Origin of the sequence: Bacteroides sp. HMSC067B03 (assembly GCF_001811315.1) — a bacterium.
GTDB lineage: Bacteria > Bacteroidota > Bacteroidia > Bacteroidales > Bacteroidaceae > Bacteroides > Bacteroides faecis.
In genome coordinates this window covers 209,249-235,283 of the sequence record NZ_KV804450.1, presented here as the reverse complement: position 1 = coordinate 235,283, position 26,035 = coordinate 209,249, and the positions used below count along the sequence as shown (strand labels likewise).

Genomic DNA, 26,035 nt, shown 5'->3' with positions numbered 1-26,035 from the left:
GTCCCCGCCGGTCTTTATTGACTGGCGGGGATTTCTGTATTTATACCCATCCATCATCTTTGCTATATTCTATCTTTTATCTTTATAAAGCCATATATTAGCTTCATTTTAGTTCAATCGGATTCGAATGATTCCTGCTTTTAAAACGTCTTATTCTATCGAAATCATATTCTCTCCTGTTGATTTTCTGTAGTTTGATCTAATTTATTTTCCTTTTCTTTTGTTTTCTCAGAACAAATGCATACTTTTGTAGTGTACTATTGAACTAATACACTTAGAGCCATATATTAGCTCTAACAGCTAAAAAAATAATATTATGATTAAAGTTGAGAATTTATCTTTTACTTATCCCAAATCAAAGCACATGGTATTACACGACTTTTCTTTTTCTTTAGAGGCAGGTCGGGTTTATGGACTGTTGGGACGTAATGGGGCAGGGAAATCAACTCTCCTTTATTTGATGACTGGATTATTGACTCCGAAAAAAGGGAAAATAATGTACCATGATATAAATGTTCGTTCTCGTCTGCCAATGACATTGCAGGATATGTTCTTGGTTCCGGAAGAATTTGAATTACCTTCTATATCATTGAAAAAGTATATTGACTTGAATGCTCCTTTTTATCCAAACTTTAGCAAAGAGGATATGTATAAGTATCTTCATTGTTTTGAAATGGATATGGATGTGAATTTAGGAGCACTTTCTATGGGGCAAAAAAAGAAAGTATTTATGAGTTTTGCTTTAGCTACCAATACTTCTCTTTTATTGATGGATGAACCGACAAATGGATTGGATATTCCGGGAAAGAGCCAGTTTCGCAAATTTATGGCATCGGGGATGACAGATAATAAAACAATTGTGATTTCAACTCATCAGATACGTGATATAGACAAAATGCTGGATTCTGTTATGATCATGGATGAAAGCCGGGTATTATTGAATGAATCGACAGTGCATATATGCGAGAAATTGTGCTTTAAGGAAAGTGATGACCGTAGTCTGATTGATAAAGCGCTTTTTGCCGTTCCTTCTTTGCATGGGAATAGTTTGCTTTTACTGAATGAACACAACGAAGATTCAGATATCAACATAGAACTGCTATTTAATGCAATACTGGCACAACCACAAAAGATTGCTAATTTGTTTCACGCTCAAGAAGAATAGATTATGATAAAGGATACATTTTTTAGTTTTTCTCGCTTTGGAAAATTATGCCGTAAAGAGATTTTAGAGAATTGGAAGTTGTATGTGCTTCAGTTGTTGGTAATGTATTTAATAATGGCAATTATATTGATTTGGTATAGCTATACTGATTATAGTAGTTTTAATATACTTACTAAAACAAATGATTTAAATGTTCATATATTTACGTTGGTCTTTTGGATGTGGTCTTGGTGGGCATTTATGTGCTTGGGAACTTCTTTTGCATTTAAAACCATGAAATGTAAAACAGGTCGTATTACAATGTTGATGATTCCTGCTACTGTCTTTGAGAAGTTTTTCTTTCGATGGCTGGTATATGTGCTTATTCTTCCTTTACTTATTTTTCTATCTATTTGGCTGGCGGATTATACACGTGTACTTTTTTATTCTGCAATATATTCAGAAATACCTTTTATTGAAGTTACTGACTTCAAACACTTTGTTGGTCAGGGAGATGGAGGGTATTCACTATGCCATAGTTGGAAAGATGGTTCTTTGCTAATATTACTTAATGTATATATTCAATCATTGTTTTTACTGGGGAGTATTGTTTGGCCTAAGAACTCTTTTATAAAAACACTTATTAGTATTGTGCTTGTTGCCTTTCTTTATAATTGGGGAGTAGTAGCTTTCACTCGTTTTTCAGAGAATAGTACTCTTTCAACCTTGATTTTGTTTTTCTTTAAGTGGGGATATATTTTATTCCCAATATTGACTATTATAAATTGGACATTGACTTATTTCCGCTTGAAAGAGTCGGAAGTAATCCATCGAATATAGAAAAGGAGGGTATGTATGAATTTTAAAGAAAGCAGAGCAATATATTTACAGATAGCCGACCGTATTTGTGATGATATCTTGTTGGGACAATACGAGGAAGAAGGACGTATCCCTTCTGTCAGGGAATATGCGTCTATTGTAGAAGTGAATGCAAATACAGTAATGCGTTCGTATGAGTATCTTCAGTCTCAGGAGGTGATTTACAATAAAAGAGGGATTGGCTTTTTTGTAGCGTCCGGGGCAAAGATGCTGATTCATTCATTGCGAAAAGAGCAATTCTTAAAAGAAGAAGTCGGCAGCTTTTTCAGGCAACTTTATACACTTGGTATTTCTATCAAAGAAATAGAGAAGATGTATTATGAGTTTATACAAAGACAAAATCAATAATAAACAGATAAGATATGAAACGCACAACATATATAATAATAGGACTTTTTGTATTGGGCTTATTCTTTATACCTATCCTTCTGCAGACACCTGGCGGTGAGAAAACCGATAATCGTTTATCAATGGAAGGTGAGCGGACTGAAATAGAAATGACGGGAATCCGTCATGTGAAGGTTGTTGAAAAGTTAGGGAAGATAGATAAAGATCATATAGGCGTATTAGGTAAGTTGGATGTGGAGACCTCTCACTCTTCAGGTAAGAGTATATTTGTGTATCCGAAAAGTCAATATTTGCATGTGACACAAGAAGGGGATTGCTTATTGATTGAAATTAATCTGGATAATGAAGATATCTATCAGGTAATTAGACAGGTAGAAAATGGATGCAGATTGGTTTTAGATGGTTTGAATCTGGAATTGAAAACGGATTCAACATTGTTATCTATTGAGAATCGTGCGGCTAGGCTGGATATTAATGTAAGGAAATTGTGTTTGGACTCTTTATATCTCTTTAATGACGAATGGCAGAATATCTCATTGACTTCTTGTCGCTTTCGTTCGTTGGATATAAAAGGAGAGAAGTTGCAATTGAAAGCTGAGCGGGTAGAGGCAACAAACTATTATGAAGAGTTAGGGACTTTTAGAAGTCGTGAGACTACTCAGTTTATGGTTGAGAATCTGTATTTATCAGGAAAAGATTCGCATAAGTATCGGCCAGGTATGAATTGTAATCGTATCTTCTGGAGTCCTCAGGTCAGAGATGCAGAACTTGAGCTGACCTTGAATCAGAAGAGTGAGATCATATTGAATCGTTGAACATAAATGAAAAGGAAATGAAAGTCATAAAGTCTATTGCAGTTTTAAGTCTGTCAGCTTGTTTGTTTGCTTGTACTTCCAAACCTGATTTAGACGGATTTCGGAAGGTAGATATTAGTAATAATATGCTGGATACGATGCCGGAAGGCAGATTGAGTAATTATAAAGAAACGATAGAGAAAACTTATTTATTGGGGTGTCCGGTATTGAGTACAGCGGGTAGTTCGTCAGAAAGCTCTCCGGCTCAGTTGAAAGAATGGAAGGAGGCTCTGAGTATGCCCGATACGATAAAGCCGATATATAGGGAGAGACTGTGGGACTTTGTTTTTTATCCCCAGATTACTTATGAAGTTGAATCTAAGTATTTGGGTATTTATCAACGAAGAAAAACAGTAATTAAAGGTATCGGGCTTGATATGATAACAGGAGAAGAAGAAAAATATATCAAATCGAGACAAAAGTAGTTTTTGAGTATTTTATTCATTATAATATTTTAAAGCAGGTGTCATTTAGTAATATTACTAGGATATAACCGGAATAAAATTGGTGTAAAAGTGTGATTTTATAAGAAGAGAGGCGTTTTCTTTGCGTCTTTCTCTTTTTTATCAAATTGATTTTTGTAAATTTGGCGAGAATCTTACAGAGACACACAGTTAATATAGTAATAATACTAAATACTCCTGTTAATATGGAAAACAAAATTCAAGAGTTGACCGATAAGATTTATCGTGAAGGCGTGGAAAAGGGAAACGAGGAAGCGCAGAGACTTATCGCGAATGCTCAGGAAGAAGCAAAGAAGATTATTGAAGATGCTCGTAAAGAAGCTGACTCAATTGTTGCTGCCTCTCGTAAATCTGCTGATGAACTGGCAGATAATACAAAATCAGAGTTAAAACTATTTTCCGGTCAGGCTGTCAATGCACTCAAATCCGAGATTGCAACGATGGTCACTGACAAGTTGATAACCGCTTCTGTGAAGGATTTCGCTCAGGATAAGGATTATCTGAATGCGTTTATCGTTGCGCTGGCATCCAAATGGAGTGTAGATGAACCTATTGTCATCTCAACGGCTGACGCTGAATCACTGAAAAAGTATTTCGCAGCTCATGCAAAAGCTCTGCTGGATAAAGGTGTGACTATCGAACAAGTGAACGGTATCAAAACTTTATTCACGGTTTCTCCGGCGGACGGTTCATATAAGGTGAACTTCGGAGAAGAAGAATTCATGAATTACTTCAAAGCGTTCTTGCGTCCTCAATTGGTAGAAATGCTATTTTAAAAGAAGCGACTATGAGTAGTAAATACTATTACTTGGTAGCCGGTTTGCCGGAGCTCACTCTGGAGGACAGTAAACTGAGCTATACAGTAGCCGATTTTAAAACCGAAATCTACAGTGGATTGTCTGCTTCAGACCAGAAGTTGATTGACCTGTTCTATCTGAAGTTTGATAATGCCAACGTGTTGAAACTCCTCAAAGACAAAGAGGCGGAAATAGACAAACGGGGAAACTATTCTGCTGCGGAACTCACCGAGTATATTTCTATTCTGAAAGAAGGCGGTGAGATCAGTCCTAAAGAATTCCCTTCCTATTTATCTACTTTTATTTCCGACTATCTGAATACTCCGGCTGAAAGCATGGTGTTGCAGGAAGACCATCTGGCTGCTCTGTATTATGAACATGCTATGAAATGCGGAAATAAGTTCGTCTCTTCCTGGTTTGAATTCAATCTGAACATTAATAATATTCTTGTTGCATTTACAGCCCGTAAATTCAAATGGGATATTGTTTCCTATATTGTAGGAAATACGGAAGTGTGCGAAGCTTTGCGTACATCCAGTGCCCGCGATTTTGGTTTGTCCGGTGAAGTGGATGTTTTTGAATCGTTGGTGAAGATCAGTGAGATTACGGAACTGGTGGAACGTGAAAAGAAATTGGATGCTCTGCGGTGGAACTGGATGGAAGATGCTATCTTCTTCGATTATTTCACTGTAGAACGTATTTTCGCTTTCTTACTGAAGCTGGAAATGATTGAGCGTTGGATTTCATTGGATAAGGAAAGAGGAAATCAATTGTTCCGAAGCATTATTGAATCGCTGAAGAATGAGGTACAGATTCCCGCAGAATTCAGATAATAAATTAAAAAAAATATATGGCAACAAAAGGAACTGTTAGTGGCGTTATTGCCAACATGGTGACCCTCGTCGTTGACGGCCCGGTAGCTCAGAATGAGATTTGTTATATCTCTACCGGTGGCGATAGATTGATGGCGGAGGTGATTAAGGTTGTAGGTTCGCATGTGTATGTTCAGGTGTTCGAAAGCACACGTGGACTGAAGGTGGGCGCCGAAGCCGAATTTACAGGACACATGCTTGAAGTGACCTTGGGTCCGGGTATGTTATCGAAAAACTATGACGGTCTGCAAAACGACCTTGACAAGATGGACGGTGTTTTCCTGAAAAGAGGACAATATACATATCCGTTGGATAAAGAACGTATATGGCATTTTGTTCCGATGGTGAGCGCCGGTGATAAAGTGGTGGCTTCCGCATGGCTGGGACAAGTGGATGAAAACTTCCAGCCGCTGAAAATTATGGCTCCGTTTACTATGAATGGAACGGCTACCGTCAAAACGATTATGCCCGAAGGGGATTATAAAATAGAAGATACAATTGCTATTCTGACAGACGAGGAAGGAAATGACATTCCGGTGACTATGATTCAGAAATGGCCGGTGAAACGGGCTATGACGAATTATAAAGAAAAACCGCGTCCTTTCAAATTGCTGGAGACCGGTGTACGTGTTATTGATACGCTGAACCCGATTGTAGAAGGTGGTACGGGATTTATCCCCGGTCCGTTCGGTACAGGCAAGACAGTGCTTCAGCATGCTATTTCCAAACAGGCAGAAGCGGATATCGTAATTATCGCGGCTTGTGGTGAACGTGCAAACGAGGTTGTGGAAATCTTTACGGAATTCCCGGAACTGGTTGACCCGCATACGGGGCGTAAGCTGATGGAACGTACAATCATTATCGCGAATACTTCTAACATGCCGGTAGCAGCCCGTGAAGCGTCTGTATATACAGCTATGTCATTGGCTGAATATTATCGTTCGATGGGATTGAAAGTATTGCTGATGGCTGACTCTACTTCCCGTTGGGCACAGGCATTGCGTGAAATGTCCAACCGTATGGAAGAATTGCCCGGACCGGATGCGTTCCCAATGGATATTTCTGCTATTATTTCTAACTTCTATGGCCGTGCAGGTTATGTAAAACTGAATAACGACGAGACCGGCTCAATTACTTTTATCGGTACGGTGTCACCTGCCGGAGGTAACTTGAAGGAGCCTGTAACAGAAAACACAAAGAAGGTAGCCCGTTGTTTCTACGCACTGGAACAGGACCGTGCCGACAAGAAACGTTATCCGGCTGTGAATCCGATTGACTCATATTCCAAATATATCGAATATCCGGAATTTGAAGAATATATCAAAGATCATATCAATGATGAATGGATCGGTAAAGTGAATGAGCTTAAAACCCGTTTGCAGCGTGGTAAAGAAATTGCCGAACAAATCAACATTCTGGGTGATGACGGTGTACCTGTAGAATACCATGTTATCTTCTGGAAATCTGAACTGATCGACTTCGTAATCCTGCAGCAGGATGCCTTTGATGAGGTGGACTCGGTAACTCCGATGGAACGTCAGGAAGCTATTCTGAATATGATCATAGATATCTGTCATACAGAATTTGAATTTGAAAACTTCAATGAGGTAATGGATTACTTCAAGAAAATGATCAATGTCTGTAAGCAGATGAACTACTCGAAGTTCAAATCAGAGCAGTACGAAGGGTTCCAGCAGCAATTAAAAGAACTGATTGCCGAAAGAAGCGTTAAATAGTAAATTGTAAATAGCTAAATTGTAAATATATAGATGGCAACAAAAGCTTTTCAAAAGATATATACCAAGATTACTCAGATTACCAAGGCTACTTGTTCGCTGAAAGCGACAGGAGTAGGGTATGACGAGCTTGCCACTGTGAACGGTAAACTGGCACAGGTGGTTAAGATTGCCGGTGACGATGTCACTCTGCAGGTATTTGAAGGTACGGAAGGTATTCCTACCAACGCTGAAGTAGTGTTCCTCGGCAAATCGCCTACGTTGAAGGTGAGTGAGCAGTTGGCAGGACGTTTCTTCAATGCTTTCGGTGATCCGATTGACGGAGGTCCGGAAATTGAAGGACAGGAAGTGGAAATCGGTGGTCCGTCAGTGAATCCGGTGCGTCGTAAACAACCGTCGGAGTTGATTGCAACGGGTATTGCCGGCATCGACTTGAATAATACACTGGTATCCGGCCAGAAGATTCCGTTCTTTGCCGACCCTGACCAGCCTTTTAATCAGGTGATGGCAAACGTGGCATTGCGTGCTGAAACAGATAAGATTATTCTGGGCGGTATGGGTATGACCAACGATGACTACCTGTACTTTAAGAACGTATTCTCTAATGCCGGTGCTCTCGACCGTATTGTGAGTTTCATGAATACAACGGAAAATCCTCCGGTAGAACGTTTGTTGATTCCGGATATGGCATTGACCGCGGCTGAATATTTCGCTGTAAACAACAATGAGAAAGTACTGGTACTGCTAACTGATATGACCAGCTACGCTGATGCGTTGGCAATCGTATCTAACCGTATGGACCAGATTCCGTCTAAAGACTCTATGCCGGGTTCGCTCTATTCGGACTTGGCGAAGATTTACGAAAAGGCGGTACAGTTCCCTTCCGGTGGTTCTATTACGATTATTGCGGTGACGACATTGTCCGGTGGCGATATCACGCACGCTGTGCCTGATAATACGGGTTATATTACGGAAGGACAGTTGTTCTTGCGTCGTGACAGTGATATCGGTAAGGTCATTGTTGACCCGTTCCGTTCATTGTCTCGTCTGAAACAGCTGGTAACCGGTAAAAAGACACGTAAAGACCATCCACAGGTGATGAATGCCGCTGTACGTCTGTATGCCGATGCTGCAAATGCAAAGACTAAGATGGAAAACGGTTTTGACCTGACCAATTACGACGAACGTACGTTGGCTTTTGCGAAGGACTATTCTAACCAGTTGCTGGCCATTGATGTCAACCTTGATACTACTGAAATGCTGGATGTGGCTTGGGGCTTGTTCGGTGAATATTTCCGTCCGGAAGAAGTGAATATCAAGAAGGAACTTGTTGACCAATACTGGCCGAAAGGTGAATAATTAGCAACTAGTAATTTATAACTAATAATTAGCAAAAACAACGTGGCTATAAAGTTTCAATATAACAAGACCTCTCTTCAGCAGCTCGAAAAGCAACTGAAAGTGCGGGTGCGTACGCTTCCTATCATTAAGAATAAGGAAAGCGCCCTCCGCATGGAAGTGAAACGCTGTAAAACGGAAGCTGCCGATCTGGAGGATAGGCTCGAACAACAAATTCAAGCCTATGAAGCCATGTTCGCCCTTTGGAATGAGTTTGACGCTTCATTGATAAAGGTGAATGATGTTCATCTTGGCGTGAAAAAGATTGCGGGTGTACGTGTACCGCTACTCGAAAATATCGATTTCGAGATACGTCCGTACAGTATGTTTAATGCTCCCAAATGGTATGCCGACGGTATCCATTTGCTGGAGGAACTTGCTCATACGGCAATTGAACGTGAGTTTATGCTCGCCAAGCTGAACCTGCTAGAACATGCGAGGAAAAAGACCACTCAGAAGGTGAACCTTTTTGAGAAGGTACAGATACCGGGCTATCAGGATGCATTGCGAAAGATCAAGCGGTTTATGGAAGATGAAGAGAACCTGTCGAAATCATCGCAAAAGATCATGAAGTCCCATCAGGAAAAAAGGAAGGAGGTAGAGGCATGATTACAAAAATGAAGAAACTTACATTCCTGGTTTATCATAAGGAATACGAAGAATTCCTGAACAGCCTGCGCGAACTTGGTGTAGTCCACATCGTGGAGAAACAGCAAGGTGCTGCCGACAATACTGAACTGCAAGAGAATATCCGTCTTTCCAACCGTCTGACAGCTACTCTGAAACTGCTTCAGAATCAGAAGCATGAGAAAGATGCTGTGATCGCAACGGAAGGAGGAACTGCCGCTCGTGGTTTGCAGGTATTGGACGAAGTGGATGCTTTGCAGATTGAGCATGGCAAATTGTCTCAGCAATTGCAGGGCTACGCTAAAGAAAAGGAAGCATTGCAGGCATGGGGCAACTTCGATCCGGCAGGTGTCCGGAAGTTGAAAGATGCCGGCTATGTGATCGGTTTCTATAGCTGTTCGGAAGGAAACTATAAAGAAGAATGGGAGACGGAATACAATGCGATGATCATTAACCGTATTTCTTCAAAAGTGTTCTTTGTGACCGTCACTAAAACCGGTCAGGAAGTAGATCTGGATGTAGAACAGGCCAAACTTCCCGCTTATTCGCTGGCACATCTTGAAACGTTGTATGATACAACGGAACAAGCTATTGAAGAGAACGAAAAGAAGCTGGTCGCACTTTCTGAAACAGATGTACCTTCCCTGAAGGCAGCTCTGAAGGAATTGCAGGGGCAGATTGAATTCTCTAAAGTAGTATTGAGTTCAGAACAGGCAGCCGGTGATAAACTGATGCTGGTTGAAGGATGGGCTCCTGCCTACAGTAAAGTAGAGATAGAGGCTTATCTGAACGATGTACATGTATATTATGAGATTACCGATCCGATGCCGGGTGATAATGTTCCTATTCGGCTGAATAACAAGGGATTCTTTGCCTGGTTTGAACCGATCTGTAAACTGTATATGCTTCCGAAGTATAACGAACTGGACTTGACACCGTTCTTTGCCCCGTTCTTTATGGTTTTCTTCGGGCTCTGTCTGGGAGATTCCGGATATGGACTTTTCCTGTTTCTCGGAGCTACGGCATACCGGTTGATGGCAAAGAAAGTGACTCCATCCATGAAGTCCATCCTGTCGCTGATACAGGTGCTGGCTGTTTCAACCTTCTTCTGCGGTTTGCTGACAGGTACATTCTTCGGAGCGAACATTTATGATCTGGACTGGCCTATCGTGCAACGTCTGAAACATGCGGTTCTGATGGACAACAACGATATGTTCCAGTTGTCACTGATTTTGGGTGCTATTCAGATTCTGTTCGGTATGGTACTCAAAGCGGTGAATCAGACAATTCAGTTTGGTTTCAAGTATGCAGTAGCGACAATCGGATGGATTATCCTGTTGGTTTCAATGGCTGTTTCGGCTTTGTTGCCGAACGTGCTGCCGATGGGAGGTACAGTGCATCTGGTTATTCTGGGTATCTCCGGTGCGATGATATTCCTCTATAATAGTCCGGGAAAGAACATCTTTATGAATATCGGACTTGGGTTATGGGATTCATATAACATGGCTACCGGTCTGCTGGGGGATGTCTTGTCCTACGTTCGTCTGTTTGCCCTCGGACTTTCCGGAGGCATTCTGGCGGGAGTATTCAACAGCCTGGCAGTAGGTATGAGTCCGGATAACGTGATAGCAGGTCCTATTGTAATGGTGCTGATCTTTGTGATCGGTCATGCCATCAATATCTTCATGAATGTGCTCGGTGCAATGGTTCACCCGATGCGTCTGACATTCGTGGAGTTCTTCAAGAACTCCGGTTATGAAGGAGGCGGCAAGGAATACAAGCCTTTTAGAAATTTAGAATAGAATATTGAGAAATAACAAGTTAAGAATTAAACAATAAAAATAGAATAAGATTATGGAAATGAATTTGTTTATTGCCTACATTGGCATCGCGGTTATGGTTGGTTTGTCAGGCATTGGTAGTGCTTACGGAGTAACTATTGCAGGTAACGCTGCTATCGGCGCATTGAAAAAGAATGATAGTGCATTCGGTAACTTCCTTGTATTGACAGCACTTCCGGGTACACAGGGTCTGTACGGTTTTGCCGGTTACTTTATGTTTCAGACTATCTTCGGTATTCTGACTCCGGAAATCACTGCGATCCAGGCATCAGCAGTTTTGGGTGCAGGTATTGCTTTGGGATTGGTTGCATTGTTCTCGGCTATCCGTCAGGGACAAGTTTGTGCAAACGGTATCGCAGCTATCGGCCAGGGACACAACGTGTTTAGTAATACATTGATTCTTGCCGTATTCCCGGAACTTTACGCTATCGTTGCTTTGGCTGCTACCTTCTTGATCGGTAGTGCACTCGCGTAAATTTTTCCGCAACGATATTTTTTAATAAAGATCTTTCAATCCCCTTGTGAATGCAGCTTTGCGTTTGCAAGGGGATATTCTTTTTTCATGGCGGGCTAACCTTTCTTTCCTCTTATTAACTCATATTTTTCGCATAAAGTATTATTTTTCAAAGAATAATGCGTACTTTTGCACTCGCATACTAAAAAGAGTTTTAATATATTATATGGTAAAAGATTTATTAACCCCCGATTATATCTTCGAGTCCAGCTGGGAAGTATGTAATAAAGTGGGAGGGATATACACCGTATTGTCGACACGGGCGAATACATTGCAGGAAAAATTCCGCGACAGAATTTTTTTCATAGGTCCTGATGTGTGGCAAGGAAAAGAGAACCCTCTATTCATCGAGTCGGATAATCTGTGCGCTGACTGGAAAAAGCACGCATTCAAAAACGATCATCTTTCCGTCCGTGTAGGACGATGGAATATACCCGGTGAACCTATTGTCATTCTTGTTGATTTCCAACCTTTTTTTGAAAAGAAGAACGATATATACACAGAAATGTGGAATCGTTTTCAAGTAGACTCGTTGCACGCTTATGGCGATTACGACGAGGCTTCTATGTTTTCGTACGCTGCCGGAAAAGTAGTAGAGAGTTTCTACCGCTACAACCTGACAGAAACGGATAAGGTGGTATATCAGGCACATGAATGGATGACCGGAATGGGAGCACTTTATGTACAGGAAGCTGTCCCCGAAGTGGCTACTATTTTTACAACCCACGCTACTTCCATCGGACGTTCGATAGCCGGCAATCATAAGCCGCTGTATGACTATCTGTTTGCTTATAACGGCGACCAAATGGCGCAGGAACTGAATATGCAGTCAAAGCACTCTATTGAGAAGCAGACGGCGCATTATGTAGACTGTTTTACGACAGTAAGTGAAATTACGAATAATGAGTGCAAGGAATTGCTCGATAAACCGGCAGATGTAGTACTGATGAATGGTTTTGAGGACGATTTCGTACCTAAAGGCAGTACATTTACCGGAAAACGTAAACGTGCCCGCTCATTGATGTTGAACGTAGCCAATAAATTGTTGGGAACAAATCTGGATGACGATACGTTAATTATCGGTACCAGTGGTCGATATGAATTCAAGAACAAGGGTATTGACGTATTCCTGGAGTCATTGAACCGTCTGAACAGGGATAAAAAGCTCCATAAGAACGTATTGGCGTTTATCAATGTCCCCGGTTGGGTAGGAGATCCCCGTGAAGACTTGCAGGAACGTCTGAAAAGCAAAGAAAAATTTGATACACCGCTTGAAGTTCCTTTCATCACTCATTGGTTGCACAATATGACGCATGACCAGGTGCTGGATATGCTGAAATATCTGGGAATGGGCAATCGTCCCGAAGATAAAGTAAAGGTGATTTTTGTGCCTTGCTATCTGGACGGGCGTGATGGTATTCTGAATAAAGAGTATTATGATATATTGCTGGGACAGGATTTGAGCGTATATGCTTCCTATTACGAACCGTGGGGATATACTCCGCTGGAAAGTGTAGCGTTCCGTGTGCCTACCATTACTACTGATCTGGCAGGTTTTGGTCTTTGGGTGAACAGCCTGAAGAATCAGCATGGTATCAATGATGGAGTGGAAGTGCTGCATCGTTCGGACTATAATGATTCGGAAGTGGCGGATGGCATCAAAGATACGATTACGCTGTTTGCAGATAAGTCGGAAAAAGAAGTGAAGGAGATCCGTAAGCATGCGGCAGATGTTGCAGAGCAGGCATTGTGGAAACACTTCATTCAATATTATTACGAGGCTTATGATATTGCCTTGCGCAATGCCATGAAGCGTCAGTTAGGCTAAAGAAATATTTTATTATCAATAAGTAAACAAAAAACATTATGAAAATTAAAGTTAGTAATGTGAATACTCCGAACTGGAAAGAGGTTACAGTGAAGTCACGTATCCCGGCTGAGTTGGAGAAATTGTCCGAGATTTCACGCAACATCTGGTGGGCATGGAATTTTGAAGCGACAGAACTATTTAGAGATCTAGATCCGGAACTTTGGAAAGAATGTGGCCAGAACCCTGTGTTGTTGCTGGAACGTATGAGCTATGAGAAGCTGGAAGCGTTGGCAAAAGACAAGGTGATTCTGAGGAGAATGAATGATGTTTATACAAAATTCAGAGATTACATGGATGTGAAGCCGGATGAAAACCGTCCGTCTGTAGCTTATTTCAGCATGGAATATGGTTTGAGCAGCGTCCTGAAAATATATTCCGGTGGTCTGGGTGTATTGGCCGGTGACTACTTGAAAGAAGCTTCTGACAGCAATGTAGATCTTTGTGCGGTAGGTTTCCTGTATCGTTACGGTTACTTTACTCAGACGTTGTCTATGGATGGACAGCAGATTGCCAACTACGAAGCGCAGAACTTCGGCCAGCTTCCTATCGACCGTGTGATGGATGCGAATGGTCAGCCGTTGGTGGTGGATGTTCCTTATCTGGATTATTATGTACATGCTAACGTATGGCGTGTAAATGTAGGACGTATTTCTTTGTATCTGCTGGATACAGATAATGAAATGAACAGCGAGTTCGACCGTCCTATTACTCATCAGCTTTATGGTGGCGACTGGGAAAACCGTCTGAAACAGGAAATCCTGTTGGGTATCGGTGGTATCCTGACACTGAAAGCATTGGGTATCAAAAAAGATGTTTATCATTGTAACGAAGGACATGCTGCATTGATCAATGTGCAGCGTATCTGCGACTATGTAGCTACCGGACTGACATTCGATCAGTCTATCGAGCTGGTTCGCGCTTCTTCTCTTTATACAGTTCATACTCCGGTTCCTGCCGGTCACGACTACTTCGACGAAGGTTTGTTCGGTAAGTACATGGGTGGTTATCCTGCTAGAATGGGTATCAGCTGGGACGACCTGATGGATCTTGGACGTAACAATCCGGGTGACAAGGGCGAACGTTTCTGTATGTCGGTATTTGCCTGCAACACTTCTCAGGAAGTAAACGGTGTAAGCTGGCTGCACGGAAAAGTTTCTCAGGAGATGTTCTCTACTATCTGGAAAGGTTACTTCCCCGAAGAAATACATGTAGGTTATGTGACTAATGGTGTTCACTTCCCCACATGGAGTGCTACCGAATGGAAAGAACTGTACTTTAAATATTTCAACGAAAACTTCTGGTTCGACCAGTCGAATCCTAAGATTTGGGAAGCCATCTATAATGTACCCGATGAAGAGATCTGGAAGACTCGTATGACGATGAAGAATAAGTTGGTGGATTATATCCGCAAATCATTCCGTGATACATGGTTGAAAAACCAGGGAGATCCTTCGCGCATCGTTTCATTGATGGACAAGATTAACCCGAATGCGTTGCTGATTGGTTTCGGTCGTCGTTTCGCTACTTACAAACGTGCGCACCTGTTGTTTACTGACTTGGAACGTCTTTCTAAGATTGTGAACAACCCCGACTATCCGGTACAGTTCCTGTTTACAGGTAAGGCTCATCCGCATGATGGAGCAGGACAGGGTCTGATCAAACGTATTATCGAAATCTCCCGTCGTCCGGAATTCCTGGGTAAGATTATCTTCCTCGAAAACTACGATATGCAGTTGGCGCGTCGTCTGGTTTCAGGCGTTGATATCTGGTTGAACACTCCGACACGTCCGTTGGAAGCATCCGGTACATCAGGTGAAAAGGCTTTGATGAACGGTGTTGTCAACTTCTCTGTATTAGACGGATGGTGGCTGGAAGGCTACCGTGAAGGTGCAGGATGGGCGTTGACTGAAAAACGTACTTATCAGAATCAGGAACATCAGGATCAGTTGGATGCTGCTACTATCTACAGTATTCTTGAAACAGAAATCCTGCCGTTGTACTATGCTCGTAACAAGAAGGGCTACTCGGAAGGATGGATCAAGGTAGTGAAGAATTCCATCGCTCAGATTGCTCCTCACTATACAATGAAACGTCAGTTGGATGACTACTATAATAAATTCTACAACAAGTTGTCAAAACGCTTCCAGATGTTGTCTGCCGATGACAATGCAAAGGCAAAAGAAATTGCTGCATGGAAAGAAGAAGTAGTCTCTAAATGGGATTCTATCGAAATCGTATCTTGCGACAAGGTAGAAGAATTGAAAGCTGGTGATATCGAAAGCGGAAAAGAATATACTATTACTTACGTGATCGACGAGAAAGGCTTGAATGATGCTATAGGACTTGAATTGGTAACTACTTATACCACTGCGGATGGCAAACAGCACGTTTACTCTGTAGAACCGTTTAGTGTGATCAAGAAAGAAGGCAACCTGTACACATTCCAGGTTAAACATAGCCTGTCAAATGCCGGTAGCTTCAAGGTGTCTTACCGTATGTTCCCGAAGAATCCGGAACTTCCGCACCGTCAAGACTTCTGTTACGTGCGCTGGTTTATCTGATAGCTTGACGGAGCAGGGAAGTGATGCTTCCCTGCTTGGCGTCCCTATATAAAAGAAGCCCCTGCAATTCGAGCGGTCGAAATTGCAGGGGCTATCTTTTTATATCTCAATGTAACGGCGTGGATAAGATCAGTATCTTCGGCAAAAGTGCCTGTACTTGAATCAGATTAACCTACTGCGTTAACAAGAATAAGATACCTTGTCGGATGTTGTGCCATCCTATTGGCACAACTGTGCCAACGGCGTGGCATAACTGTGCCAACACGGTGGCACAAGTGTGACAACGGTATGGCACAATTGTTACTTCATCAGGTGAAGTCTCTTATCAGCTTCATTTATTTGATTACTTCCGCTAACTTAGCTTGCAGACCTTCTCCGTGAAGACCACGGGCAATGATAGTGCCGTCGCCGTCAATCAGCACAGTGTGAGGAATACTGTTTACTGCATAAAGCTGTGCACCTTCGCTTTGCCAGAATTTCAGGTCGGACATTTGCGGCCAAGTCATATTCAGTTTTTTGATCGATTCTTTCCATGCGGCACCGTCCTGGTCGAGCGATACGCCAACGATTTCGAAGTTTTTGCCTTTGTATTGAGCGTAAGCTTCTACAAGATTAGGCATTTCACGACGGCAAGGACCACACCAGCTAGCCCAGAAGTCAACCAGTACCACTTTGCCTTTGCCTGCGTAATCAGACAGTTTCACAGTTTTACCTTCCGGAGTCTGCATTTCGAAGTCAATGAACTTAGTACCTACGGCAGTCTTCTTTTGTTTTTCAGTCTGCTCTTTTACTTTTACGATTGTTTCGTCATTTTGGAAATTAGCCGGGATTTGTTCCAACAAAGCAGCATTCTCTTCAGTAGAGTTATTGTAGAAAGTCTGTTTGAACAAGAATACACCTACCGGGTTGGTGATGTTTTTCTGTACTCCTTCTTTGATTACTTTATCGTATTCTTCTTCCAGCTGTGCACCTTCTTTTTGTTTGGCTTCTTTCTGCTCGTCACTTAAAGAAGAGTCGCCCATCGCTTCGTAGATGGCGTTCATTTTTTTGCTGATATCATTGATTTGAGTTCTGATAGCCTGGTAAGCATCATTGTTTGAAGTACCGGTTGCAGAATCATTATCCTTTGTCAGAGCAATGTTTATTTTACCGTTTTCGAGGAAGAAATCAATCATAAGCGGTTCTCCGTTTACTTCGCAAGTGACATAACGGTTTACTACAGAATCCTGCGTGCCTTCAAAGGTAAAAGTACCTTTAGAGATGACTGCGGTATCTAGTTTAGTAAGATTTCTGCCTGTTGCTTCCTGAAGGTAAACAGTGTCGCCGTCGGTAGCGCCTTCTACTGTACCTGTGATAACGTATCCGGCTTTGTTTCCGGTACAAGCTACCATGCCCAACGCTGCCGCCGCAATAACTAAATAAGTTAACTTTTTCATGCTTTTGTAAAATTAGTGAATAAATATTTATGCAAAGATAGATTTTTTTTCTGTCTGCCATCGAAAAACACTGTTATATTAGATTAACACGTAGGTGGAAATCGTAGAAATGTGTACCTTTGCAGCCCAAACTTTAGTATGAATATGCAAGAAGACAAATCCATCATTGAGGTTAGCCATGTCTCGAAGTTTTTTGGCGACAAGACAGCATTGGATGATGTAACTCTGAACGTGAAAAAGGGCGAGTTTGTAACGATTCTCGGTCCTTCCGGTTGCGGAAAAACGACATTGTTGCGTCTCATAGCCGGTTTTCAGACAGCTTCGGAAGGCGAAATCCGAATTTCGGGTAAGGAAATCACACAGACTCCTCCCCACAAACGTCCGGTGAACACGGTATTCCAGAAATATGCTCTGTTCCCGCATTTGAATGTATACGACAATATTGCTTTTGGGCTGAAGCTGAAAAAGACGCCGAAACAGACGATCGGCAAGAAGGTGAAAGCCGCTTTGAAGATGGTTGGTATGACAGATTACGAGTATCGGGATGTCGATTCTCTTTCCGGTGGCCAGCAGCAGCGTGTAGCTATTGCCCGGGCGATTGTCAATGAGCCGGAAGTGTTACTGCTCGACGAACCATTGGCTGCGCTCGACCTCAAAATGCGCAAGGATATGCAGATGGAACTGAAAGAAATGCATAAATCTCTGGGCATTACATTCGTGTACGTGACTCATGATCAGGAGGAGGCACTGACGTTGAGTGATACAATCGTTGTGATGAGTGAAGGAAAGATTCAGCAGATCGGTACGCCGATTGATATCTACAATGAGCCGATCAATTCATTTGTGGCTGATTTTATCGGAGAGAGTAATATTCTCAACGGAACGATGATTCATGATAAACTGGTACGCTTCTGCGGTACGGAATTTGAATGTGTGGACGAAGGCTTTGGCGAAAATACTCCGGTGGACGTAGTGATCCGACCGGAAGACCTTTATATCTTTCCGGTTTCGGATATGGCACAGCTGACCGGTGTGGTACAGACTTCGATCTTCAAAGGAGTGCACTACGAAATGACCGTGCTTTGCGGTGGATATGAATTTCTGGTTCAGGATTATCATCATTTCGAAGTCGGTGCAGAGGTCGGTCTGCTGGTGAAACCGTTCGATATTCATATCATGAAGAAAGAACGTGTATGCAATACGTTTGAAGGTAAGTTGCAGGATGCTACTCATGTAGAGTTTCTGGGCTGTACGTTCGAATGTGCTTCTGTGGAAGGTCCGGAATCCGGAGCAGATGTCAAGGTAGAAGTGGACTTTGATAAAGTGATCCTTCAGGATAACGAAGAAGACGGTACGTTGACGGGAGAAGTGAAGTTCATCCTTTATAAAGGAGACCACTACCATCTGACCGTATGGTCTGACTGGGACGAGAATGTGTTTGTAGACACGAATGATGTCTGGGATGACGGAGACCGTGTGGGTATTACTATCCCTCCGGATGCGATTCGTGTAATTAAAATAACCGATTAACAGGAAAGGAAGTGAATAAGAAGTTTATAGTATTTTTGTCATCACGTAAGAGCTGGACTCTTCCTTACATTATTTTCTCGGCGATCTTTGTGGTCATACCGTTGCTTCTGATTGTCGTGTATGCGTTTACCGATGATAACGGCCATCTGACACTCGCCAATTTTCAAAAGTTCTTCGAACATCCCGAAGCCATCAATACCTTCGTCTATTCCATAGGTATTGCCATTATTACTACTCTTATCTGTATCCTGCTGGGATATCCCGCAGCCTGGATATTAAGCAACAGCAAGTTGAACCGTTCCAAAACGATGGTTGTACTGTTTATTCTGTCTATGTGGGTGAATATACTGGTGCGTACCCTTGCCACTGTCGCCTTGTTCGATTTCTTCAGCGTTCCGCTGGGAGAAGGGGCGTTGATATTCGGTATGGTCTACAACTTTATTCCTTTTATGATCTATCCCATTTATAATACTTTGCAGAAGATGGATCATAGCTATATTGAGGCGGCACAGGATTTGGGAGCCAATCCGGTACAAGTCTTTTTCAAGGCAGTTCTTCCGCTTTCCATGCCGGGAGTGATGAGCGGTATCATGATGGTGTTTATGCCGACCATTTCGACATTCGCCATTGCCGAGCTGTTGACGATGAACAACATCAAGTTGTTTGGTACTACTATTCAGGAAAATATCAATAACAGTATGTGGAACTATGGAGCGGCGCTTTCGCTGATCATGTTGTTGCTGATAGCTGCTACTTCGCTGTTCAGCACCGATGATAAGGACAATACTAACGAAGGAGGAGGCTTATGGTAAAGAAGATATTCGCGCAGACTTACTTGTGGATATTGCTGTTGTTGCTGTATTCCCCTATTGTGATTATTGTGATCTATTCCTTTACCGAAGCCAAAGTATTAGGCAACTGGACCGGATTTTCCACCAGACTTTATTCATCGCTTTTTAATACAGGTGCCCATCACTCTCTGATGAACGCCCTGATCAATACCATTACCATCGCGTTGCTGGCTGCCACTGTATCTACCTTGCTGGGTAGCATTGCCGCTATCGGCATCTTTAATTTAAAGGCACGTTCGCGCAAGGCGATTGGCTTTGTGAACAGTATTCCTATTCTGAACGGTGATATTATAACCGGTATATCGCTTTTCCTTTTATTCGTATCTTTGGGAATCACGCAAGGATATACGACGGTAGTACTGGCGCACATCACCTTTTGTACTCCCTACGTCGTATTAAGCGTGCTGCCACGTCTGAAACAGATGAATCCGAACATTTATGAAGCTGCCCTCGACTTGGGAGCCACTCCTATGCAGGCATTGCGGAAAGTGATCATTCCGGAGATTCGTCCGGGAATGATCAGCGGTTTTATGCTTGCTCTGACGCTGTCAATCGATGATTTTGCCGTCACTGTATTTACGATCGGCAATCAAGGGCTGGAAACACTTTCCACCTATATTTATGCCGATGCCCGCAAAGGAGGTCTGACTCCGGAGCTCCGTCCGCTGTCCGCTATTATTTTTGTGGTGGTGCTGGCATTGCTCATAGTGATTAATTACCGTGCCGGAAAAACGAAGAAGAAAGATTAATGAACATGTGCTGCTACGTAAATAAAATGAAAAGAATAGTTTCTGTTATCCTGTTTTTACTGGTCCTGGCTGGTTCTCTGAGCAGTTGTTACAATTCCGGTGAGCCACGCGAGAAAGTCCTTAAAATCTATAACTGGGCAGATTATATAGGCGAGGGGGTACTCGAAGACTTTCAGGCATACTATAAAGAACAGACAGGCGAAAATATCCGCATCGTTTATCAGACATTTGATATCAACGAGATCATGTTGACGAAGATCGAAAAGGGGCATGAGGATTTTGATGTGGTTTGTCCGTCGGAATATATCATTGAGCGAATGCTGAAAAAGCATCTGCTGCTGCCCATTGACACCACTTTTGCCCATTCTCCCAACTACATGAACAATGTGGCGCCGTTTATCCGTGAACAGATTAATAAGCTGAGTCAGCCGGGTGAAGAAGCGAGCCGCTATGCGGTCTGCTATATGTGGGGAACGGCGGGAATCCTGTATAATCGGGCGTTTGTTCCCGATTCCGATGCTTCCTCTTGGGAATGCCTCTGGGACAAGAAATATGCAGGCAAGATTCTGATGAAAGACAGTTACCGGGATGCCTACGGAACAGCCGTTATCTATGCCCATGCCAAAGAGCTGGAAGAGGGAGCCATGACGGTGGAGGACTTGATGAACGACTATTCGCCGCGTGCTATGGAGGTGGCCGAGAAGTATCTGAAAGCGATGAAGCCGAATATTGCCGGATGGGAAGCGGACTTCGGCAAAGAGATGATGACGAAGAACAAAGCATGGCTGAACATGACTTGGAGCGGTGATGCGATCTGGGCAATTGAAGAGGCGAATGCAGTGGGAGTAGATCTTGATTATGTAGTTCCGAAAGAAGGAAGTAATATCTGGTATGATGGCTGGGTGATTCCTAAATATGCGAAGAATCCGGTGGCTGCCAGCTACTTTATCAACTTTATGTGCCGTCCGGACATTGCGTTACGGAATATGGACTTCTGCGGATATGTGAGTTCTATCGCTACTCCGGAGATTCTGGAGGAGAAAGTAGATACGACTTTGGATTATTACGCCGATTTGAGTTATTTCTTTGGCCCGGATGCCGACAGCATACAGATTGACAAGATTCAATATCCCGACCGTAAAGTAGTGGAACGTTGCGCTATGATTCGTGACTTCGGAGATAAAACCAAAGAAGTGCTGGATATCTGGTCGCGCATAAAAGGCGACAATCTGGGGGTAGGTATTACTATTCTGATTTTTGTAGTGGTAGCCTTGATGAGCGGGTGGATGATTTATAAGAGATGGCAGCGTTACAATCGTCGGAAACAACAGAACCGCAGAAGCAGAAGAAAGAGAAAAAAGAATGTGAAGCGGTAAGCTAAAACACCCGGTAGTAAGCGGTGGATGATAAACGGATGATACGGTTGGAACCGGGCATCGTTTGTCATCCACCGTTTTTTTATCCTGCTCTTTTCATGGAACGGATGATGTCTTTCGTCTCTTTGTCTACACGCAGAGATTCAATGATTTTCTGCAATGATTTATTGTAGGTCCAGTTATCCAGCCTGCTCTGTTGGAGATACTTCATTGTTTTATCCGGAAATTTAATGAAGCAGATGGATATCATCCATGCCATTGCCATACGTGCATAGTAGGCCCCGTGTGTAAATCGGTCGGCATATGCCAGCAATGAATCGATATGCTCCTCATCTACATAATGAAACAGCATCACGATTCCGAACCGGAGCTGATACTCTTCTTTTGATTCCAGATAAGGCTGGACAAACTGCCATATCGTTTCTTTTCCTTTCCGTGCCGCTGTCTTCAGTTCGCCGGAGAAAATGTCGCATACAGCCCAGTTATTGATTCGCGGGACGAAGAGGCGAATGTATTTGATTCGTTCTTCCGGTTCCATCTTGGCACGTCCGATCACCATTCCCTGTAGCATTGTCTCTTCGTAATACAGTGTATCGGTTGCTTCGACGAACGTGCGCCAGTCTTCTTTCTTGGCTATTTCTTTAGCCATTGTTCTGAGTTGCGGGATACGTACGCCGAGAATATTATCGGCACCGGGAATTAAAGAAGAATGAAATTCCCTGTATGTAGGGTCTTCCAGCGTTTTCAGCTCGTTTCGGACGTTTTCTGTTGTTGTCATTAGAGTAGATTTATTATTTATGCAAATATAAAAAAAGAGTGTGGTTTCTTTATGCAGCCACACTCTCTTTTGTCTTTTATTCTATAAATAATGAAGCAGTCACCCTATTTCTTAGTCATATCAAAAGAAAATGTGGTAGCCGGAAATGTATCAAATGCTCCTTCGTTTACCGTAACTTCCGTTGCCTGAATAGCAAACGTTAGTTTCTGTCCTTCGTAAGCGTATTTGCCTTTCTCGTCTGCTTTGATTGTTACTTTCACGGTGAGTTTGGGAGTCTCTTCTTCTCCTTCTGCTTTTACTGACGGCTGCTCCATTGCGATTTCCAATACTAAAGGTTCAGGTGAAAGTTGAAGCAAGATGTTATCTTTGTTGTCGTTGAAAGCTGCCTGATAAGGGATTTTGTATTCTATATCTCCCACAGCTTTAATGATGGCTTCGGCAGCCTCCGGATCTGTGATAATGCTTTTGATCAGACCATCTACCGGAAATTTGCTGATTAAAATATGGTTATCTTTCAATTCGGCATTTACGGCGACTCCTTCCTCCGTTTCATTTCCTGTACTTTCCAGGGGAGCAACAGATGTTGTCTGCATTTTACCGGAGTAGGTTCCTTCTACATCTTTGATGGAATATACCGGAATACTTTCGTCATCATCACTGCTACAGGAACTAAAGGTGCTTGCCAGCCCCAACGCCATTACCAATAAAACAAAACGACCAAGACAACATACTTTTTTCATTTCAGTTAAAGTTTTCATACTGTTAAACAAATTAGATTATTAATTCTCAAAATTAAGGTGTACGTACATAGAGTAAATACCGGGAATCACGGAATACTGCATCATGAAAATAAAAAAGAAAAAGGTACTCCCGCCGGTTTCTCCGTCTAAATCGTGCCGGAGTACCTTCAGACCTGTTTTTAAATGTCTGTTTTATTCAGAATATTTTTTTCTGATTGACTCTCTTGGAGTAATTCCGAAGTATTCTTTATACCTGTTGCGGAAGTTTTTCAGATCTTTCAGCCCAATCATTTCCGGTATTATGCTGACCGGATACTTTCCGCTTTCCAATAACTCGTGTGCTTTCTCCATGCGAATGGCTTCGATGAAGACGTTGGGAGCTTCACCGGTCAGTGACTTCCATTTGTTATAGAATTTGGTTCTGCTCATTCCCAGGTGTGAAGCTATTTCATCTATTGTCAGGTCTTCCTTCTCTATGCGCTCCAGAACATAATCTTTTGCTTCATCAATCAGTGACTTCCTGACATCTTCAAGAGTCTCCATGCCGGTCTCGGCAGACTGTACCTTCAAGAATTGTTCTCCGAACACTTTGTGGAGGAATGCTTTTCTCAAAAGGCGGCTGTTTCTGATAAGAACGGAAATCTCTATCTTTAAATCTTCCACGTGAAAGGGGGTGTGCATAAATGTATCTGCTAATGAAGCTTCCCTTTTGTTGCGTTGATCCACATCGATATGCGATCCGTAAAGAATAACCGGTATGATCGATGTCTCTTTAGAAGTCTTCAATCTTGAAGAAAGTTCATCACCACCCATTCCATGCAGCACTGTGTCACATATCAGCAGGTCCGGATGTTCTTTTTTTATACACGCCAATGCTTCCTGTCCATTATTAAAGCTTCTTACTATATATTTCTCCGACAGACATGTTTCCAGATAGAACCTGAAATCGTCATTACTATCCGCCAAAACTACGACCGGTCGGGACGAACTTCTTTTCTGCGTACCTTTGTGGAATAAAGCATCGGTCTTTTCCTCTTCCACATTCTTTTCGATGTGAACAAAAGTGTGCCCGGATGCGTTCTCACATAAACATTTCACAGGAAAGCGTAATGCGATAGTCTGGCATGAATGGTTAACCAGTATTTCTCCGTTACATAGCTCAATCAGCCTTTTACATAGAGTGCTTTTGGCGAAATGATATCTGGATTCCGTTTTCTGTTTAAGAAGATGCTTTGTAGAACATTTGTAACACTTCATCAGATTGCTGCTTTCGGTATGAGTAGTGCTGATTTCCCAATATTTGTTGCATAAAGATGCACTTAAAGTAATGTTTTTTGATGGCTCAGAATGATCTATTACATTCTTGATAAACTTCTCAATAACGGGAGAAATTTTACTTTTATCTATCCATACGCTGGCATATTTAAACTCCGTCCGAATCTCTAATTTTACTTGTTTACTTGTCGCATGATCTTGCAGAGAAGAAATTCTGCTATTAAGGAAATTTCCTAGTTCATATTCTGCAAAATTCATTCTTTTGGAATAGATGAATAGTTGTTTCATATCCATTAGCCTGGCTAAATGTTCGTTGAGGCAATCTATGTTGCGGATGGCCAATGACAGATCCTTTTTGATACTGTCAGGACAATCATTGTTGCAGGCTGACTTCAGCGGAGTATGAAGTGACGTGACCGGAGTACGGATATTCTGGAAAGAATCTATAAAGTATTGATTTTCTTCTTTTAAGAAAGCGATTTCTTTCTTCATGGTAGACGTGTGGAATACGAACCAATACAATAAAAACACTCCTGCTACCGAAAATAAAATTGAGAATAATTCATTTTGAGTAGTTATAGTTGTGAATATGGAAGCGGATAATGACGTTATAATTAAATATTTCATATTTATTTGTTTTATAGTAACGTCACTTGGTGAAACCGGTCTATTCCTCCTGTCTGAGTTTAAAACGAAAAATGCACAGTATTATAGTCTTATGATTGTATATCAATAAGTTCAAATAACATGATCTCAGAATTAGTTGTTCTTTGAAGGTTGATAATGGGAATGTGTAGTATATATGTAGAGTTTTAATTCTAATGTTTGAACTCTTTCTAAAGGAATGCTGATTTTCCTCCAAGTAACAATAATTATTTGATTGTTTTTTATTGATTATATATGTTAAATAGTTTATTCAAAATATGGCAGGATAGGAGGTGGTCTTGTCTTGTGTTGGGTACTTTTGGAATATTTTCCATTAAGTACCAATTTAGATTTTCTCATTTGTAGGTTAGGATAATATATACGTATTTTTTTATAATAAGGTATTGCTTGCTCTAAGGAGGTAAAGATACGGCTTAGTTATAAAAAATTGATATAATATTTGATTAAAAATGAATACTTATCACTTTTGGTGTTATATCTGCGATAAAAGGGATGAAAAACTTGTATATTTTTAATACAATGTTATATTTATTGTTCTATGAAAAATATGGGTAATCGTAATGAATGGTATACCTGTAATTAAAATAGTGTTAAAATAGAAGGCAGTAGGACCGAAGCTACTATTGAACCCTTTGTTTGCAAATTGGCGATGAGTGCCGATAAAGTAGATTTTAGTGAGGTCGTTCTAAAAAGTATACTTGATAAATAGGTATAATGCTGTGCATGTTT

22 protein-coding genes are annotated in these 26,035 nt (G+C 41.8%); 18 read left to right on the top strand and 4 right to left on the bottom strand.

Annotated elements, in window-relative coordinates; all coding sequences use genetic code 11:
• The first annotated feature begins 316 nt into the window (after positions 1-316).
• The 14 genes from HMPREF2794_RS22665 to HMPREF2794_RS22600 all read left to right on the top strand — a co-directional run bounded on the left by HMPREF2794_RS22665 (position 317) and on the right by HMPREF2794_RS22600 (position 15,905).
• Complete coding sequence (locus HMPREF2794_RS22665) at positions 317-1,165, top strand: ABC transporter ATP-binding protein (protein WP_010538533.1); 849 nt, start codon at positions 317-319, stop codon at positions 1,163-1,165.
• 3 nt (positions 1,166-1,168) lie between these two features.
• Positions 1,169-1,984, top strand: coding sequence for a hypothetical protein (locus HMPREF2794_RS22660; protein WP_010538532.1), 816 nt, complete (start codon positions 1,169-1,171; stop codon positions 1,982-1,984).
• Between the two features lie 15 nt (positions 1,985-1,999).
• On the top strand, positions 2,000-2,371 hold the full coding sequence (locus HMPREF2794_RS22655; RefSeq protein WP_010538531.1) for a GntR family transcriptional regulator: 372 nt from the start codon (positions 2,000-2,002) through the stop codon (positions 2,369-2,371).
• 14 nt (positions 2,372-2,385) lie between these two features.
• Positions 2,386-3,186, top strand: coding sequence for a hypothetical protein (locus tag HMPREF2794_RS22650; protein ID WP_070752769.1), 801 nt, complete (start codon positions 2,386-2,388; stop codon positions 3,184-3,186).
• Between the two features lie 17 nt (positions 3,187-3,203).
• Complete coding sequence (locus tag HMPREF2794_RS22645) at positions 3,204-3,650, top strand: hypothetical protein (RefSeq protein ID WP_070752782.1); 447 nt, start codon at positions 3,204-3,206, stop codon at positions 3,648-3,650.
• A 224-nt stretch (positions 3,651-3,874) separates the two neighbouring features.
• Complete coding sequence (locus tag HMPREF2794_RS22640) at positions 3,875-4,465, top strand: hypothetical protein (protein WP_010538528.1); 591 nt, start codon at positions 3,875-3,877, stop codon at positions 4,463-4,465.
• An 11-nt stretch (positions 4,466-4,476) separates the two neighbouring features.
• The gene (locus HMPREF2794_RS22635; protein WP_010538527.1) at positions 4,477-5,319 is read left to right on the top strand and encodes a DUF2764 domain-containing protein; all 843 of its coding nucleotides are present in this window, start codon (positions 4,477-4,479) and stop codon (positions 5,317-5,319) included.
• Positions 5,320-5,336: 17 nt separating this feature from the next.
• Complete coding sequence (locus HMPREF2794_RS22630; protein ID WP_010538526.1) at positions 5,337-7,094, top strand: V-type ATP synthase subunit A; 1,758 nt, start codon at positions 5,337-5,339, stop codon at positions 7,092-7,094.
• Between the two features lie 33 nt (positions 7,095-7,127).
• A complete protein-coding gene (locus HMPREF2794_RS22625) occupies positions 7,128-8,453 on the top strand; it encodes a V-type ATP synthase subunit B (RefSeq protein WP_008762991.1) in 1,326 nt (441 codons plus the stop codon).
• Between the two features lie 42 nt (positions 8,454-8,495).
• Positions 8,496-9,101 carry a V-type ATP synthase subunit D gene (locus HMPREF2794_RS22620; RefSeq protein WP_005681263.1) on the top strand — a complete coding sequence of 202 codons (606 nt, stop codon included), beginning with the start codon at positions 8,496-8,498 and terminating at the stop codon, positions 9,099-9,101.
• The gene (locus tag HMPREF2794_RS22615; protein WP_010538525.1) at positions 9,098-10,921 is read left to right on the top strand and encodes a V-type ATP synthase subunit I; all 1,824 of its coding nucleotides are present in this window, start codon (positions 9,098-9,100) and stop codon (positions 10,919-10,921) included. The genes HMPREF2794_RS22620 and HMPREF2794_RS22615 overlap by 4 nt, the downstream gene beginning before the upstream one ends.
• A 52-nt stretch (positions 10,922-10,973) precedes the next feature.
• The gene (locus HMPREF2794_RS22610; RefSeq protein WP_005675599.1) at positions 10,974-11,435 is read left to right on the top strand and encodes a V-type ATP synthase subunit K; all 462 of its coding nucleotides are present in this window, start codon (positions 10,974-10,976) and stop codon (positions 11,433-11,435) included.
• A gap of 205 nt (positions 11,436-11,640) precedes the next feature.
• Entirely contained in the window at positions 11,641-13,302 is a 1,662-nt protein-coding gene (locus HMPREF2794_RS22605; protein ID WP_022301180.1) for a glycogen/starch synthase, read from the top strand.
• Between the two features lie 38 nt (positions 13,303-13,340).
• Positions 13,341-15,905, top strand: coding sequence for a glycosyltransferase family 1 protein (locus tag HMPREF2794_RS22600; protein ID WP_010538523.1), 2,565 nt, complete (start codon positions 13,341-13,343; stop codon positions 15,903-15,905).
• Positions 15,906-16,240: 335 nt separating this feature from the next.
• On the opposite strand, the gene HMPREF2794_RS22595 is transcribed toward HMPREF2794_RS22600, so the two are convergent.
• Positions 16,241-17,341, bottom strand: coding sequence for a redoxin domain-containing protein (locus HMPREF2794_RS22595; protein WP_070752767.1), 1,101 nt, complete (start codon positions 17,339-17,341; stop codon positions 16,241-16,243).
• 138 nt (positions 17,342-17,479) lie between these two features.
• Between HMPREF2794_RS22595 and potA the strand changes: the two genes are divergently transcribed.
• From potA to HMPREF2794_RS22575, 4 genes are read left to right on the top strand one after another with little or no spacing between them, the layout of a single operon-like run.
• A complete protein-coding gene (potA, locus tag HMPREF2794_RS22590) occupies positions 17,480-18,871 on the top strand; it encodes a polyamine ABC transporter ATP-binding protein (RefSeq protein WP_083312167.1) in 1,392 nt (463 codons plus the stop codon).
• A gap of 11 nt (positions 18,872-18,882) precedes the next feature.
• Positions 18,883-19,683: an ABC transporter permease gene (locus HMPREF2794_RS22585; protein ID WP_070752765.1), complete on the top strand. Its 801-nt coding sequence runs from the start codon at positions 18,883-18,885 to the stop codon at positions 19,681-19,683.
• The gene (locus tag HMPREF2794_RS22580; RefSeq protein ID WP_022301177.1) at positions 19,677-20,471 is read left to right on the top strand and encodes an ABC transporter permease; all 795 of its coding nucleotides are present in this window, start codon (positions 19,677-19,679) and stop codon (positions 20,469-20,471) included. Before HMPREF2794_RS22585 ends, HMPREF2794_RS22580 begins: the two co-directional genes overlap by 7 nt.
• Positions 20,472-20,497: 26 nt before the next feature.
• Positions 20,498-21,847, top strand: coding sequence for an ABC transporter substrate-binding protein (locus tag HMPREF2794_RS22575; RefSeq protein ID WP_070752779.1), 1,350 nt, complete (start codon positions 20,498-20,500; stop codon positions 21,845-21,847).
• Between the two features lie 82 nt (positions 21,848-21,929).
• Here HMPREF2794_RS22575 and HMPREF2794_RS22570 read toward each other — a convergent pair whose 3' ends face one another.
• The 3 genes from HMPREF2794_RS22570 to HMPREF2794_RS22560 all read right to left on the bottom strand — a co-directional run bounded on the left by HMPREF2794_RS22570 (position 21,930) and on the right by HMPREF2794_RS22560 (position 25,267).
• The gene (locus tag HMPREF2794_RS22570) at positions 21,930-22,625 is read right to left on the bottom strand and encodes a DNA alkylation repair protein (RefSeq protein ID WP_010538517.1); all 696 of its coding nucleotides are present in this window, start codon (positions 22,623-22,625) and stop codon (positions 21,930-21,932) included.
• 104 nt (positions 22,626-22,729) lie between these two features.
• A complete protein-coding gene (locus HMPREF2794_RS22565; RefSeq protein ID WP_070752763.1) occupies positions 22,730-23,383 on the bottom strand; it encodes a DUF4840 domain-containing protein in 654 nt (217 codons plus the stop codon).
• A 174-nt stretch (positions 23,384-23,557) separates the two neighbouring features.
• Positions 23,558-25,267, bottom strand: a complete 1,710-nt coding sequence (locus tag HMPREF2794_RS22560; protein ID WP_055269609.1) for a hybrid sensor histidine kinase/response regulator transcription factor — start codon at positions 25,265-25,267, stop codon at positions 23,558-23,560.
• Positions 25,268-26,035: the final 768 nt, after the last annotated feature.